The 15,857-nt window shown below is 75.3% G+C and carries 10 protein-coding genes; 5 read left to right on the top strand and 5 right to left on the bottom strand.

Features of this window, described 5'->3' with window-relative positions; genetic code table 11:
* Nucleotides 1-47 precede the first annotated feature (47 nt).
* From O2W14_RS01185 to O2W14_RS01175, 3 genes are all read left to right on the top strand, one after another.
* Nucleotides 48-1,637, top strand: coding sequence for an alpha/beta hydrolase domain-containing protein (locus O2W14_RS01185; protein ID WP_269174257.1), 1,590 nt, complete (start codon nt 48-50; stop codon nt 1,635-1,637).
* 130 nt (nt 1,638-1,767) lie between these two features.
* Nucleotides 1,768-2,112: a PadR family transcriptional regulator gene (locus tag O2W14_RS01180; RefSeq protein ID WP_269174256.1), complete on the top strand. Its 345-nt coding sequence runs from the start codon at nt 1,768-1,770 to the stop codon at nt 2,110-2,112.
* A 10-nt stretch (nt 2,113-2,122) separates the two neighbouring features.
* Nucleotides 2,123-2,689 (top strand): HAAS signaling domain-containing protein, encoded by a 567-nt coding sequence (locus tag O2W14_RS01175; RefSeq protein ID WP_269174255.1) that lies wholly within the window; start codon nt 2,123-2,125, stop codon nt 2,687-2,689.
* Between the two features lie 264 nt (nt 2,690-2,953).
* Here the strand turns inward: O2W14_RS01175 and pgm are convergent, their stop codons facing one another.
* Both pgm and O2W14_RS01165 read right to left on the bottom strand, forming a co-directional pair.
* On the bottom strand, nt 2,954-4,588 hold the full coding sequence (pgm, locus tag O2W14_RS01170; RefSeq protein WP_269174254.1) for a phosphoglucomutase (alpha-D-glucose-1,6-bisphosphate-dependent): 1,635 nt from the start codon (nt 4,586-4,588) through the stop codon (nt 2,954-2,956).
* A 70-nt stretch (nt 4,589-4,658) separates the two neighbouring features.
* A complete protein-coding gene (locus tag O2W14_RS01165) occupies nt 4,659-6,944 on the bottom strand; it encodes an ATP-binding SpoIIE family protein phosphatase (protein WP_269174253.1) in 2,286 nt (761 codons plus the stop codon).
* 158 nt (nt 6,945-7,102) lie between these two features.
* Here O2W14_RS01165 and O2W14_RS01160 point away from each other — a divergent pair, with 158 nt between their 5' ends.
* Nucleotides 7,103-10,384, top strand: coding sequence for a DEAD/DEAH box helicase (locus O2W14_RS01160; RefSeq protein WP_269174252.1), 3,282 nt, complete (start codon nt 7,103-7,105; stop codon nt 10,382-10,384).
* A 172-nt stretch (nt 10,385-10,556) separates the two neighbouring features.
* Here the strand turns inward: O2W14_RS01160 and O2W14_RS01155 are convergent, their stop codons facing one another.
* From O2W14_RS01155 to O2W14_RS01145, 3 genes are all read right to left on the bottom strand, one after another.
* Complete coding sequence (locus tag O2W14_RS01155) at nt 10,557-11,114, bottom strand: DUF4190 domain-containing protein (RefSeq protein ID WP_269174251.1); 558 nt, start codon at nt 11,112-11,114, stop codon at nt 10,557-10,559.
* Between the two features lie 205 nt (nt 11,115-11,319).
* The gene (gene bluB / locus O2W14_RS01150) at nt 11,320-13,038 is read right to left on the bottom strand and encodes a 5,6-dimethylbenzimidazole synthase (protein WP_269174250.1); all 1,719 of its coding nucleotides are present in this window, start codon (nt 13,036-13,038) and stop codon (nt 11,320-11,322) included.
* Complete coding sequence (locus O2W14_RS01145; protein WP_269174249.1) at nt 13,035-13,865, bottom strand: alpha/beta fold hydrolase; 831 nt, start codon at nt 13,863-13,865, stop codon at nt 13,035-13,037. The genes bluB and O2W14_RS01145 overlap by 4 nt, the downstream gene beginning before the upstream one ends.
* 103 nt (nt 13,866-13,968) lie before the next feature.
* On the opposite strand from O2W14_RS01145, the gene O2W14_RS01140 reads away from it, so the two are divergent.
* Nucleotides 13,969-15,825, top strand: coding sequence for a helicase (locus tag O2W14_RS01140; protein ID WP_269174248.1), 1,857 nt, complete (start codon nt 13,969-13,971; stop codon nt 15,823-15,825).
* Nucleotides 15,826-15,857 lie beyond the last annotated feature (32 nt).

The raw sequence follows: 15,857 nt of genomic DNA, 5'->3' as shown, positions 1-15,857 counted from the left end.
CCGCGTGGGCCTCGTTGCACTCGAGCCCTCGAGGAAGAGGATCGAACATGAAGGCTGCTCTACCGAAGACGTTGTTCACGATGGCCCTGGCCGCGGGCCTGACCGGAGCACTCGCGCCGGTCGCGGCGGCCACCGACGCCGAACCGGCCCCGCCGGGGGAGTTCGGCGCAGCAGCCGCCGTCACCGGGCCGCTGCCCGTGACGGCGGAGTCGTACCCCTTCGGCGCGGCGGACCGGACGGAGGTCCCCGAGGACCTGGCTGCGTCCGGTTACGTCGAGGAGGAGTTCCTGGCCAGCGGCACGTCCAACGTGTACAGCTGGCCGGCCGACGCACCGGCGGTCGTGCGCACCGCGGATGCGCCCTACACGACCCGCGTGCTCGTGCGACGCCCCGCCGAGGGCGCCCACTTCAGCGGCAACGTCGTGGTGGAGATGCTCAACCCCTCCAACCTCTTCGACCTGAACATCGGCTGGGCGGTGACCCATCGCCAGCTGGTCGAGAACGGGGACGCCTGGGTCGGGATCACCGCCAAGCCCGTGGCGGTCGATGCGCTGCAGACCTTCGACGCCGAGCGGTACGGGCAGCTGTCCTTCGCCAACCCGCTCCCGGTGACCGACCCGGCCAACTGCACGACCGTGGACGCGGACGCCGATCCCGCCACGCCGGAGACGCCGCTCCCCGCGGACACCACCCAGGCCACCGAGAACGGCCTCATCTGGGACGTCTACACGCAGGTCGGCAACTGGCTGCGGGAGGACGACCCGACCAACCCGCTCACCTACGGGGGAGCCGAGACCCGGGTGGAGCACGCGTACGGCTTCGGCTACTCGCAGACCGGTGGGTACCTGGTCAACTACATGAAGGCGGTGCACCCGCTCGTCGTGGCGGAGCAGGGCGTGCCCACCTACGACGGCTACCTCCTCGGCGTGGCCGGCGGCGGCTTCGCCGGTGCCTACCCGATGAACCAGTGCGAGGCCGCCCCGCCGGCCGACGACCCGCGCCGGGACCTGTACGGGATCGGGGTCCCGGTGGTCCAGCTGATGTCGCAGTCGGACTACCTGCGCGGCATCGGCTCGCGCCGTCCCGACAGCGACACCGCCCCGGACCGCTTCCGGCACTACGAGATGGCCGGTGCCGGTCACGCCACCCCGGACGAGCTGTACTTCTCCGCCTCGTCGGAGGACATCGTCGCGGCCGGCCGGACGGTGCCGCCGGTGGCCTGTGACCAGGGCCCGCGCAGCCGCTTCCCCAGCTCGATCTTCTTCGACGCGGCGCTGCGCAACCTCGACCGCTGGGTCCGGGACGACGTGGCCCCGCCGAGGGCGGACCCGATCGTCGTGCGCAACGGCGAGCCGGTGCTCGACGAGTTCGGCAACGTGCAGGGCGGCCTGCGCTCCCCGTACCTCGACGTCCCCCGGAGCACCTGGTTCGGCACCGCGACCGGCGCCTCGTTCTGCTACATCGCCGGCTACGAGGTGCCCTTCGACCAGGCCAGGCTCGACGCGCTGTACCCGACGCCGGAGGACTACGTGTCGCAGGTCTGGGACAGCGTCCACGACCTCGAGGAGGCCGGTTTCCTGACGTCCTCCGACGCCCGGCGGCTCTTCGCCGAGGCCGAGGACGTGGCCGGCGAGTAGACGCCGCTCCACCGCTGTCCTGCCACCGCCCCGCCGGCGAGCCACGCCGGTGGGGCGGTGCCGTGTCCGCAGTACGACCCGCGGAAGAACTAGCTTGTCAGACTGACTAGTCAGCCGTACTGTCTAGCTCGTGACGGACGAGCGGTGGCCCGGGGAGTGGATGCGGGGCGTGCTGTCGCTGTGCGTCCTGCGGGTCGTCGCCGACGGGCCCACCTACGGCTACGCCATCGCCGCGCGCCTGGGCGAGGCCGGGCTGGGCTCGGTCAAGGGCGGCACCCTCTACCCGATCCTGACCCGGCTGGAGGCCGAGGGGCTGGTCTCCTCGTCCTGGGAGGCCGGCGACGGGGGCCCGGGACGGAAGTTCTTCACGCTGACCGGGAACGGCGCCGAGGCGCTGCGCGAGCGGTCGGAGCAGTGGCAGGTCTTCACCGAGCGGGCCGCCGGCCTGCTGTCCACCCCCTCCCTCCCCGTCTGAGGAGCCCGTCATGGGACGCGTCCTGAACAGCACCGACCAGGCCTGGCGCGACGACCTGCTGCTGCGGCTGCGGCTGCTGGACGTGCCCGGCGCCCGGATCGGGGAGGTGCTCGCCGAGGTGGAGAGCCACGTGGCCGAGACCGGTGAACGCCCGCGGGAGGCCTTCGGGACGCCGAAGGAGTACGCCGGTCAGGTCGCCGCCGCGCTGGGGGTCACCCCGGTGGGCCCGTGGGCGCAGGTGCGCTCGGGGCTGTCCTGGCGGGACCTGTGCCTCGCCGTCGTGTGCGGCCTGTCCGGCTACGCCTTCGCCACCGCCCTGTGGGCGCTGGGGGCGGGGGAGCCGACCACCGTCGGCCTGCCCACCTGGCTGGTCGCCCTCACTGCCGCGCTCGTGCTGGGCGGCTGCGCGCTGCGCTTCGTCCTGCAGGCCCGGCACAGCCCGGACGCCGACCCGGTGGTCGACCCGCGCGACGGTGCCGACATGGTCCCGTTCGGCGGGCGACAGGTCGCGCTCCTGGTCGGCCTCCCGCTCCTGATGCTGGTCGGGATGGTCGCCGGCGGCCTGCTGACCCGGTGACCCGAGGCCGACCGCTCAGCCCTTCCCCGCGGCGGCCCACCGCTGGACGACGCGCTGCCCGCTCAGCGACGCGGTGACGACCGGCAGGACGAGCCGTACGGACCCTGTCCGTACGGCTGCCCGTGGGGAGCGGGCTGGCCGAACGGGGGCTGCCCGTACGGGGACTGCCCGTACGGAGCAGGCTGCCCGTCCTGCGGTCGCCCCTGCTCCCATGCGGTCACGGCCGGGAGTCTGTCAACGCCCGGCCGTGTCGCACAGCACGCCTCACCCCTTCAGGGCGGCGCTGACCACCTCGCGGGCCTCGACCTGCACCTGGGCCAGGTGCTCGGGGCCCTTGAACGACTCGGCGTAGACCTTGTAGACGTCCTCGGTGCCCGACGGGCGGGCGGCGAACCAGGCGTTCTCGGTGGTGACCTTCAGCCCGCCGATCGCGGCGTCGTTGCCCGGGGCGCGGGTGAGCTTTGCGGTGATCGGCTCACCGGCCAGCTCGGTCGCGGTGACGGCCTCGGGGGAGAGCTTGCCGAGCGCCGCCTTCTGCTCGCGGGTGGCCGCCGCGTCGATGCGCGCGTAGGCCGACTCACCGAAGCGTTCCGTCAGTGACGAGTGCAGCTGCGAGGACGAGCTCCCGGTGACGGCCTGGATCTCCGAGGCCAGCAGGGCGAGCAGGATGCCGTCCTTGTCCGTGGTCCACACGCTGCCGTCCCGGCGGAGGAACGAGGCGCCGGCGGACTCCTCGCCGCCGAAGCCGACCGAGCCGTCGAGCAGGCCGGGCACGAACCACTTGAACCCGACCGGCACCTCGACGAGCGTGCGGCCCATGTCGGCCACGACCCGGTCGATGAGGGAGCTCGACACGAGCGTCTTGCCGACGGCGGTGCCCGCGCCCCACTCCGGCCGGTGGGCGAACAGGTAGGAGATCGCGACGGCGAGGAAGTGGTTGGGGTTCATCAGCCCGCCGTCGGGGGTGACGATGCCGTGCCGGTCGGCGTCGGCGTCGTTGCCGGTGGCGATCTGGTAGTCGTCCTTGGCGCTGATGAGCGAGGCCATGGCGGACGGCGAGGAGCAGTCCATCCGGATCTTGCCGTCCCAGTCCAGCGTCATGAAGCGCCAGGTCGGGTCGACCAACGGGTTGACGACGGTGAGGTCGAGCCGGTGCCGCTCGGCGATGGCGCCCCAGTAGTCGACGCTGGCGCCACCGAGCGGGTCGGCACCGATGCGCACGCCGGCGCCGCGGATCGCGTCGATGTCGAGCACGGTGGGCAGGTCGTCGACGTAGGTGCCGAGGAAGTCGTAGGACTGCGCGGCGGCGCGCGCCCGGGCGAACGGGATGCGCTTCACGCCGTCGAGGCCGGCGGCCAGCAGCTCGTTGGCCCGGCGGGCGATCCAGCCGGTGGCGTCGGTGTCGGCCGGACCACCCGAAGGCGGGTTGTACTTGAAGCCGCCGTCGCGGGGCGGGTTGTGCGAGGGGGTGACGACGATGCCGTCGGCGAGCCCGGTGGTCCTGCCGCGGTTGGCGGTGAGGATCGCGTGGCTGACGGCCGGGGTCGGCGTGTACCGGTCGGCGGCGTCGACCAGGACGGTGACGTCGTTGGCGGCGAGCACCTCCAGGGCGCTGACCCAGGCCGGCTCGGACAGCCCGTGGGTGTCGCGGCCGACGAACAGCGGGCCGTCGTACCCCTGCTGCGACCGGTACTCGCAGATCGCCTGGGTCGTGGCCAGGATGTGCGCCTCGTTGAAGGCGCCGTCCAGCGAGGACCCCCGGTGGCCGGAGGTGCCGAAGACGACCTGCTGGGCGACGTCGGCCGGGTCCGGCTGCACCGCGTAGTACGCGGTCACCAGGTGCGGGACGTCGACCAGGTCGGAGGGCTGCGCGGTCTGTCCGGCGCGGTCGGAGCTCATGGTCCGATCTTGGCTCCCCGGACCCGTTCCGCGCGACCCGGGTCACCCTCTCCGGCGAGGCGGGCCGCCCTCAGGACAGCTGGGGCTGCTTGTCCAGGACCACCCAGACCACCTTGCGGTCGGCCGCGTAGTGGACGCCGTGGTCGAGGGTCAGGTCGGCGACCACGTACAGGCCGTAGCCGCCCTGCCCCTCCCGCCGGCCGCGCGCCGGGGTGGGCCGCCGTCCGGGGGCGCTGTCGGTGACCAGGACGATCCAGCGGGTCTCCTCGTCGGCGATGTGCAGGCTCGCCGGCGGCGCGCCGTGGCGCAGCGCGTTGGAGGCCAGCTCGTCGACCACCAGGACCGCCCGCTCCACGACGTCCTCGACGGTCGGTCCCGGCTCCACCGAGGACTGCAGGAAGTGCCGCAGCTGCTGGCGGACCCCGCTCAGGCCGCGCAGGGACGCCAGCTCCAGGGTCAGCCGGGAGCCCGAGACCGCCGGGACCGGGCTGTCGCTGTGCCAGCCGGCGTGCGCTGCGGCGTACTGCGCGGGGGCGCGGCCGGACGTGCCCGCCGACGCCCGGTCCAGCCGGACGGCGACGAGCGCGACGTCGTCGGCGGGCCGGCCGTCGACGAGCCGGTCGACCACCCGGTCGCAGAGCTGCTCCAGCGGCAGGTCGGCGGCCTCGGCGACGACCTCGCGGAGCGCGGCCACCCCGGCGTCCAGGTCGCTGCCCGGCCGTTCGACCAGACCGTCGGTGTAGAGCAGCACGGTCGCCCCGTCGTCGAGGTCGAGCACGCTCTCCCCGCGGGTGCTGGACGCGTCGACGCCGAGCATCAGCCGGCCGGGCGCCTCCGGGACCGGGACCGGGACGCCGTCGGTGTCCAGGACCACCGGGGGCGGGTGACCGGCGCTGGCCCAGCGCAGCCGGGTGGCGCCGGACGCCGACCGCTCGAGCCGGCCCATGCCCACGGTGGCGTAGGTGGCCAGCCCGAGCTGGGCGATCGCGGTGTCCATGGTGTCGAGCACCTGCGCCGGGCCCGCCGCACCGGACATGGCGATGCCGCGCAGGAGGCTCCGCAACTGCCCCATCGTGGCGGCGGCACCGATGTCGTGGCCGACCACGTCGCCGATGACCAGGTCGACGGAGCCGTCCGCGTGCCGGAAGGCGTCGTACCAGTCGCCGCCCACCTGGGCCGTGCCGGTGGCCGGCAGGTACCGGACGGCGGTCTGGCAGTGGTCGGGCTGCACGGGCTCGGTCAGCATGCTGCGCTGCAGGTCCTCCGCCAGCCGCCGGCTGCGCTCGGCCGACCTCCGCTCCTGGGTGAGCACCTGCACCCGGTCCAGCGCCTGGGCGCACTGGGCGGCGAAGGCCTGCACCAGTTCGATCTCGGCGTCGGAGAAGCTGCGCTCCTCGCGCCAGCCTGCGGACAGGGACCCGAGCAGCCGCCCCGCGGTGGTCAGCGGCACCACGATCCACGCCTGCTGCCCGGTCTGCTCGAACGCCTCCCGCATCCCCGGGTCCCAGGCCTCGGCCTCGGCCCGGCCGGCGAAGACCAGGGTCTCCCCGGTACGCGCGGCCCAGGCCGCGGGCAACCGGCCACCGAGGCCCAGGGTGCCGTACCGGCGCTGGGCCCCCTCTCCCATCGACGGGGTGAGCGTCAGGTCCACGACCCCGCGCTCGTCGTCGCGGAGGGCGATCCCGCCGCCGTCGGCACCGATCGCGGCCAGGCCGGCGCCGGCGAGGACGTCGGTGACGTCCGCGACCGTCTCGGCCGCCGTCGACTGCAGCACGACCTGGGCCATCGCGGCGAGCCGGCGCGCGGTCTCCTCCTGGGCGGCGAGCACGGCCCGCAGCTCCTGGGTGCGGGCGAAGAGATCGGCCTCCAGCACGTCCAGCCGGGCCCAGCCGCCGTCGTCCCGGCGCTCGGCCAGGCGCTCCCGCTCGGCCAGGAACTCGGTCACGTCCTCGACCCGCTGCAGCACCCACTGCGTGCGCCCCGCGGCGTCGAGGACCGGCGCGCTGATCAGCGACCAGGCGCGCGGCACCGACCGGCCCAGCGCGTGGTCGTGCACCTCGTAGTGGAACAGGGGCATGTGGTCGGGCACACCGGTGTCCCGGGCCCGTTCGAACGACGCCTGCAGCGGGTTGACGCCGTCGGGGTCCAGGGCCTCGGGTGCGGGCGGGAAGGCGTCGAAGACGTAGCGCCCCACCAGCTCCTCGCGGGTCCGGCCGAGCAGCTCCAGGTAGGCGGCGTTGGCCTCCACGATCACCAGGTCTGCCGACATGACCAGGTAGGCGGTCGGCTGCCTGGCGAACACCGCGGCGAAGTCGACCGCAGTCGACACCCCCCGGGCGCCCGTCTCGTCTCTCACCAGCTGGTCCCCGCCCGTGTCCGTCCGTGTCGGCGCGCCGTCGACCGCCGCGCCCCGAGCATCATCGCCTACCTCCGGCGACCGCACCGGACCACGCGTGGGGCGGGCCTCCCCGGCGAGCCGGCCGGACTGTCGCCGGACCGCCGTAGCCTGTCGGGGTGCTCGGGGACTGGCGGGAGATGGTCACCGACTCGGCCCTCGCCGACGCCGTCGGGCCCGACGTGCTCGACCGTGCCCGGCGGTACGTGGCCCGCGCGGTGCTCGACGTCCGGGTCGCCGAGGACGCGCGGCGGGTCACCGGGCTGGTGCAGGGCGGCGGCGACGTGCCCTACCGGACGACGGTGGTGCGCACCGACGGCGGCCGGGTGGGCTGGGCCGGCGCCTGCACCTGCCCCGTGGGCGACGACTGCAAGCACGCCGTGGCGGTGCTGCTCTACCTGCGCCCGCAGGTCCAGCGTGCGCCGGGCGGCGTGCTGTCCCGGCCCGGGCGCACCTGGGAGCAGGAGCTCGAGGAGCTGGTGGCGGCGGCGGCCGAGCGCGTCCCGCGCACCGCCGTCCCGCTCGGGCTCCAGTTCGAGGCGGTCGAGCAGGAGCCGGGCCGGGGACGGGCCTCGGTGGGCGCCCCGGGCACGCGGCAGCGGCTGGTGCGGCTGCGTCCGGTCACGCCGGGACAGCGCGGTCAGTGGGTGCGCAGCGGGGTGTCCTGGAAGCAGCTGCAGTACGACAGCGTCCAGGCCGGCTGGGACCGGGCCCACCTGGCGGCGCTCCGGGCGCTGTACGCCACCCACCAGGCCGCCCGTGGGCAGTACTACTCCTACGCGCCGGTCGACGTGTACCTGCACGAGTTCGGCCCGGGCCTGTGGCGGCTGCTGGCCGAGGCGGTGGCCGACGGCGTCGCGCTGGTCACCGCCGACCGCCCGCCCCGGCCGGTGGTGCTCGCCGCCGCGGACGCCGACGTCGCCGTCGACCTGCGGCAGGGCGAGGAGCGCACCGAGCTGTCCGCGCTGCTGCGCGTCGACGGCCGACCGGTCGACCCCGCGGCGCTGTCCTTCCTCGGCGTCCCGCCGCACGGGGTCACCGTCGACGGCCCCCGCCGCGACCAGGCGGCCGAGGGCGCCCCCGGGCTGGTGCTCGCCCGGCTGGACTCACCGGTGCCGCCGGCGCTGGCCGGCCTGGTGGCCCGCGGCGGGTCGATCGGCATCCCCGCCGCCGACGTCGACCGGTTCCTCCGCGACTGGTACCCGGGCCTGGCCCAGACCGTGCCGGTCGTCTCCGTCGACGGCTCGGTCGACCTGCCCGACGTCGCCCCGCCCCGGCTGGCCGTCGACGCCCGGTACCCCGGCGACGGCACCGTCCGCGTGTCCTGGGAGGTGCGGTACGGCCCCGACCGGTCGCACCCACCGGGCTCGCCGTCCACCCCCGGCGACGGCCGCGACCCCGCCGCCGAGCAGGCCCTGGTCGAGGCGCTGCCCGGTCCGGTCGGCGGCCTGCCCGAGCTGTGGACGACGGAGCGTGAGCTGGCCGCGTCGGTCGAGCTGGCCGGCGTGGAGGCGCTGGAGTTCACCACCGAGGTGCTGGCCGCGCTGCGCGCCGACCCCGGCGTCGACGTGACGGTGGAGGGCACGCCGCCGGACTACCGGCAGAACACCTCCGCCCCGCAGATCAGCTTCACCGCCCGGGACACCGGGGAGTCCGACTGGTTCGACCTGGGCGTCAGCGTCACCGTCGACGGCCAGAGCGTGCCGTTCGAGACCCTCTACAAGGCCCTCGCCGCCGGCCGCACCCGGCTGGTGCTGCTCAGCGGCACCCACTTCTCGCTGATGCGCCCGGAGTTCGAGCAGCTGCGGCTGCTGATCGAGGAGGCCCGCGAGCTGCGCGACGTCCCGGGGGAGGGCGTGCAGGTCAGCCGCTACGCCGTGGGGCTGTGGGAGCAGCTGATGGGCCTGGGCGTGGTGGAGGCGCAGAGCGAGCGCTGGACGCGGGACGTGCGCGGGCTGCTGGACGCCGAGCTCGCCACCCCGCCGCCGGTGCCGGCGGGGCTGGCCGCGGAGCTGCGGCCCTACCAGCACGAGGGCTACGGCTGGCTGTCCTTCCTCTGGGACCACCGGCTCGGCGGGGTGCTCGCCGACGACATGGGCCTGGGCAAGACGCTGCAGACCCTCGCCCTGCTCGTGCGCGCCCACGAGGCCGGTGAGCTCGACGAGGCCCCGGTGCTGGTGGTGGCCCCGACCAGCGTGATGTCGACCTGGTCGCGCGAGGCCGCCCGCTTCGCCCCGGGGCTGCGGGTGGTCACCATCGCCGAGACCGAGCGCCGCACCGGCCGGACGCTGGCCGAGAAGGTCGCCGGGGCGCACGTGGTGATCACCTCCTACGCGCTGTTCCGGATCGACGCCGAGTCCTGGACCGGGCTGCCGTGGCGGGCGCTGGTGCTCGACGAGGCGCAGTTCGTGAAGAACCACCAGTCGCGCACCTACCAGTGCGCCCGGCAGCTCACCGCCCCGGTGAAGTTCGCGCTCACCGGCACGCCGCTGGAGAACAGCGTGATGGACCTGTGGGCGCTGACCTCGATCGTCGCGCCCGGGCTGTTCCCCGACCCGTCGCGGTTCACCGAGTTCTACCGGCTGCCCATCGAGCGGGACGACGACGCGGAGAAGCTGGCCCTGCTGCGCCGGCGGATCCGGCCACTGGTGCGCCGGCGCACCAAGGAGATGGTCGCCGCCGACCTGCCGCCGAAGCAGGAGCAGGTGCTGGAGGTGGTGCTCAACCCCGAGCACGAGAAGCTCTACCAGACCCACCTGCAGCGGGAGCGGAGCAAGGTCCTCGGCCTGGTCGAGGACATGTCGAAGAACCGGATGACCATCTTCCGGTCGCTGACCCTGCTCCGGCAGCTGAGCCTGGACCCGGTGCTGATCGACCCGGCCTACGCCGACGTCCGGTCCAGCAAGGCCGACGCCTTCCTCGACCACGTACGCGAGGTCGTGGCCGAGGGCCACCGGGTGCTGGTCTTCAGCCAGTTCACCCGCTTCCTGCGCAGCATCCGCGACCGGCTCACCGACGAGGGCATCGACTGGGTGTACCTCGACGGCAGCACCCGCGACCGGGACGCCGCCGTCCAGGACTTCCGCACCGGGACAGCCCCGGTCTTCCTGATCAGCCTCAAGGCCGGCGGGTTCGGGCTGACGCTCACCGAGGCCGACTACGTGTTCGTGCTCGACCCGTGGTGGAACCCGGCGGCCGAGGCCCAGGCCGTCGACCGGGCGCACCGGATCGGCCAGGACAAGACGGTGATCGTCTACCGGCTGGTGGCGGTGGGCACCATCGAGGAGAAGGTCATGGAGCTCAAGGCCCGCAAGCAGGCCCTGTTCTCCCGCGTCGTGGACGACGGTGCCCTGGCCTCGGGCGCACTGACCGCCGACGACGTCCGCGGCCTGTTCAGCTGACCTGCGGGACGTCCGGAGGTCGTCGTCCGGGAGGGTTGAGCCGCCTGGCCGACCGTTGAGCCGTGCCGTGACGCGGCTCAACGGTCAGTGACGCGGCTCGACCCCTGGTGGGTCGGTGTTCGAGGTCCGCCCACCGGCAGAAGCGCCGCGGCCTGGGCCTCGGCGCCGGACATCAGCTGAAGTCGGAGGAGGCGGCTGCGACGAAGACGACCAGGAAGACCGCGAGGAAGCCGATGCCGACCCAGCCGAGCACGATGCCCGCGGTCGCCATGCCGCCGCCGCTCTCGCCGCGCTCCCGGATCTGCCGCTTGGCGACGTAGCCGAACACCAGCGCCAGGACGCTGCCGATCCAGTAGAGCCAGAGGATGCCCAGCACCATCGAGGCGATGGCCATCCCGTTGGTGCGCTGCGGGGGCGGGTAGCCGTACCCGTACGGCGGCGGGCCGTAGGGCTGGGCGTAGGGCTGCGGGACCTGGGGCTGCTGGCCGTACGGCGGGACCTGTCCGTGGGGCTGGGCGGTGGCACCGTGCGGCTGGGGCGCCTGCCCGTACGGCTGGGCAGCCTGCCCGTACGGCTGGGCAGCCTGCCCGTACGGCTGGGCAGCCTGCCCGTACGGCTGGGACGACTGCCCGTACGGCTGAGCAGCCTGCCCGTACGGCTCCTGCCCGTGGAGCGGCTTGTCGAACGGCTCCGTCGGGTGCCGCTTCGCCGCCTCGTCGTCCTGGCTCATCTGCTCGTCCCCCGCGCTCGGGTGCCGCCCCGGCGGGTCGGACCACTGTGGCCCGGACTGTAGGAGCCCGCGCGACCGCCGACCACCCGCCACGCTCCGAGGGGTGAGCGCGGCCGCACCCGGGTCGAGCCGGGCCGAGCAGGGTGGAACCGCGTGCGCACGCGGCTCCACCCTGCCTCGTGCGGGTCCACCCGCGGAGGACGGCTCAGCGGTCGACGCGGGCCGCGGTCCGGCGGACGGCGAGGCCCTGCAGCAGCAGGCTCGCCGCGAGCACGGCCCCGACGCCCTCGCCGGCGCGCAGCCGCAGGTCCAGCAGCGGCTCGCAGCCCAGCGCCTGGAGCACCAGGTCGTGCCCGCGCTCCCGGCTGCGCTGTCCGGCGACCAGGCTGGCCTGTACCGCGGGCTCCAGCTGGACGGCGGCCAGCGCGGCCAGCGACGCGGCGAACCCGTCGACGACGACCACCGCCCGCACCTCCGCCGCCCCCAGGGCGACCCCGGCGAGCACGGCCAGCTCCGGACCGCCGAGCTGCGCCAGCCCGGTCAGCGGGTCGGGAACCCGGCCGGCCCGGGCGACGGCGGCGGTGACCACCGCGGCCTTGCGGGCCAGCATCGCCGAGTCCGCGCCCGAGCCGAGACCCACCACGGCCGCCGGTTCCACGTGCAACAACGCACAGGCGAGCGCTGCGGCCACGGTCGTGTTGGCGACGCCGACCTCGCCGAGGGCCACCAGACCGGTCGCGCCGGCCTCCCGCCCCAGCGCCCGGCCGGCCGCGACCAGGGCCGCGGTGTCCTCGGCGGTCATCGCAGGGGCGTCGACGAGGTCCCCGCGCGGGCCGGCCGGGCGCGCGCCGACCGCGCCGGGCACCGGTCCACCGGCCACGCCGGCGTCCACCACGACCGCCGTCAGCCCCGCGCCGCGGGCGGCGGTGACCCCGACCGCCGTCCCGGCGACGGCGGCCTCGGTGACGTCCCGGGTGACCCGGGGGTCGAAGGCGGAGACGCCGTGGGCGGTGACCGGGTGGTCGGCGGTGGCCAGCACCAGCACGCCGCCGGTGACCCCGCCCCGGCCCAGGGCGACGGCCCGGTCGACGGCGGCATCCAGCACGCCGAGCGAGCCCGGCGGGGTGAGCAGCCGGTCCCCGCCGTCCCGGGCGGCGACGACGTCGGGCTGGTCGGGGCCGCGCAGCGCAGACGGCGGGGGAGCCGCACCGGCCCAGCGGTCGGTCATCACGACGTCGGCCAGCGGCAGCCGCTGCGACCAGCCGGCCCGCTCCAGCCCGGGCGCGGGCGGGCGCTCGTCGGGCCAGCCCAGGCACAGCCAGCCGAGGGTCTCCACGCCCTCGGGCAGGCCGAGCAGCTCGGCCAGGTCGGCGGGGCGGAACAGGGTCACCCAGCCCATCCCCAGGCCCTCCGCGCGGGCGGCCAGCCACAGGTTCTGGATGGCCGCGGCGCAGCTCCACAGGTCGGCGTCGGGGTAGGTGGCCCGGCCGAGCACCCCGGCGGCCGCGGTGCGGCGGTCGCAGCAGACGACGACGCCGAGCGGGGCGTCGCGGACGCCCTCCAGCTTCAGGTCCAGCAGCCGGCGGGCGGCGTCGGGCTCCAGCTGGGCGGCCTGGCGCAGCCGCTCGCGGTCGGTGAGGACGGCCGCGCGGTCGCGCACTCCGGGGTCGGTGATGACGACGAAGCGCCACGGCTGGCTGTGCCCGACGCTGGGTGCGGCGTGGGCGGCGGTGAGCACCCGCTCCAGGACGTCGGCCGGGACCGGGTCCGGGCGGTAGCGGCGGACGTCGCGGCGCGCGGCGACCACGCGGTGCAGGGCGTCGCGCTCGGCCGGGTCGAACGCCCAGCCGGCCGGGTCGGCCGCCCGTTCCGAGGCCGCCGTCGGGTCACCGATCAGCGGCACCGGCCGGGGGTGGACCGTCACGTCTCGACCTGCTGCAGGAACCGACGCAGCGTCTCCACGAACACCTCAGGGGCCTCGGAGTGCACCCAGTGCCCGGCGTTCTTCACCCGCACCAGCCGCACGAGCGGGAAGAGCCCGGCCATCCGCGGGCGGTCGGTGTCGAGCACGTAGTGGGAGTTCGCGCCGGCGATCCACAGCACCGGCCCGTCGAAGTGCGCGCCGGCCGGGGGCTCGGGGAAGCCGCGCAACGTGGCCAGGTCCCGGCCCAGGACGTCGAGGTTGAGCCGCCACCGCCAGCCCCCGCCGTCCCGCACGAGCGACTGCAGCAGGAACGACCGCACCATCGTGCTCGGGACGGCGGGCCGCAGTGCGGCGTCGGCGTCCTCCCGGGTGGCCAGCGAGCCGAGGTCGATCGCCTTCATCGCGGTGATGAACGCCGCGAACGGGGAGGCCTCCTCGTCGGGGTCCTCGGTGCGCCCACCGGTCTCCGGGTACTCGACCGGGGCCATGTCGACGACCACGAGGGCGCGCAGCAGGGCGGGGGAGCGCAGCGCGAGCAGCATGGCGACCTTGCCGCCCATCGAGTGCCCGACCAGGGTGACCGGCTCGCCGAACGCCGCGAGCTCGGCGGCGAGCAGCTCGGCCATGTCCAGGTAGTCGACCCGCTCGGTCCACGGCGAGTGCCCGTGGTTCGGCAGGTCCAGCAGCGTGACGCGGTGGCCGTCCTCGGCGAGCTGCCGGGCGATCGTCGTCCAGTTGCGGCCCTGGCCGAACAGCCCGTGCACGAAGACCACCCGCGGTCCGGTGTCGCCGAGGGTGCGGGCGGCCAGCCGGACGGGATCGGTCATGCCCCCATCCCATCAGACGCCGCGGACCCGATGTCGCTGCCGCGGATCGTCGGTGGCCCCGCCTACCGTCGCAGCGACCGGCCGCTCGACCCCAGGAGAACCCGTGCCCGGACGCCGACGGCGCTCCACCAGCTCGTCCCGCACCACCACCGCACGCGCGACCACACCTGCGAAGAAGGCCGCGCCGGCGAAGAAGTCCACGCCGGCGAAGAAGGCGACCGCCGCGAACAAGGCCGCTCCCGCCCGGAAGGCCACCCCGGCGAAGGCGGCGTCCCGCACGAGCGCCCCCCGGACGACGGCGGCCGCGAAGGCAGCCGCCGGGCTGCCGACCGCGCCGGCCGGGCAGCGGGTGTGGGCGCTGGCCGTGCCGTTCCGCGCCCCGGCGCCCGGCGCGACCTGGCACGCCGGGCTGTCGACGCACGTGTACGTCGGGGCGTCCCTGCCCGCGGCGCTGGCGCCCTACGACCCGGCCCCCCACAGCTTCGAGCGGTTCGTCGAGGACGAGCTGAACGCCGACCCCCGGCCGGTGCCGCCGGGCCGGCCGATGACCCCGCGGGCCGAGCAGACCACCGGGGCCGCCGTCATCGCCGCACACGCCGCCGCCGGCGGGAGGATGTTCCTGCTGGGTGACGACCCCGGTGTGGGCAAGACCGGCACCGCCGTCCTGGCCGTGCAGCAGATCGCCGCCCAGCGCCCGGTGCGCACCGTGCTGGTGGTCGCCGACCGGCCCGCGGCGATCACCGTGCCGCACTGGGCGCGGTCCATCGCGGCCTTCGGCGATGCCGGGCTGCGCTGGTGCGTGACCACCTGGGACCGGCTGGGCAAGGTCAACGGCGCGCTCAAGGCGACCGGCGGCCGGTTCGACGTCGTCATCGCCGACGAGGCGCACATGGTCCGGCACACCACGACCCAGCGGTGGAAGCACTGGAAGGCCGTCTCCGGCGCGGGCCGGGTCAAGGACGCCCCCTACGTGCTGCTGGCCACCGCCACCCCGGCGCACTCACCGCTCGAGCTGCCCTACCTGGCCCCGCACTTCGCCGCGGTCCACGGCGAGCCGCTGAAGGAGTGGGCGGACCTCCCCACCCGGCTGGCCGCGCACGGGTTCCACGTGGAACGTGCGCGCTACGGGTGGAGCTGGACCGAGGACGCCGACGAGCGCCGCGCCGACCTGACCCGGCTGCGCAGCTGGCTGGCCGACACCGACCCGCCGGCCACGCTGCACCGCCCCGCCCCGTGGGGTCCGGTGTCGGTGACCGGCACCCCGGTCGAGCTCACCCCCGCCGAGCGCGCGCAGTACGAGGCGGAGTGGTCGGAGTTCCGGGCCGAGATGCAGCTGGCCCGCCGCGCCCGGCAGAGCGCCCGCGGCCGGGCGGCGCTGCTGCGGTTCCGGCAGAAGGCCGGGCTGATCCGGGCCGCGGCCACCGTCGACTGGGTCAAGGCGCAGGTCGAGGCCGACCGGCAGGTCGCCGTCTCCGTGGAGTTCGTCGAGACCGCGGCCGACCCGATCCGCGAGGCACTGCTGGACGGCGGCATCGCGGTCGCCGGCATCTACGGCCGGGACCGCTTCGACGTCGAGGCCGAGCGGCTGCGGTTCCAGACCGGGGAGGCACCGGTGTGCGTGTTCACCGTGACCGCCTCGATCAGCCTGCACGCCGCCGAGCAGCTGCCCGGCGGGCTGACCGCCTCGACGACCCCGCGGGTGGGGCTGTTCCACCAGCCGCGGTTCTCCGGGATCGCCGCCCGCCAGCTCACCGGCCGCACCCACCGCGACCACCAGGTCTCCCCGTGGCGGGTCGCCTTCGCCGCCGACACCGTCGAGGAGGACGTCGCCCGGGTGATGGTCGAGCGGCTCGCGGTCACCGGCTCCACCGCCGGCGGCGACACCGCCGGGCTGCAGCAGATCGCCGAGCTGCTCGAGGCCGACTGGCTGCCCCCGGCGTCCCTCACCGGCACCGACTGACGCACCCCGGGGCGGGAGTGGCCACTCCCGCC

The organism is Modestobacter sp. VKM Ac-2986 (assembly GCF_026967795.1).
In the GTDB taxonomy this organism is placed as follows: domain Bacteria; phylum Actinomycetota; class Actinomycetes; order Mycobacteriales; family Geodermatophilaceae; genus Modestobacter.
The sequence above is the reverse complement of the archived record's forward strand: the minus strand, read 5'-3'. Positions and strand labels throughout refer to the sequence as shown.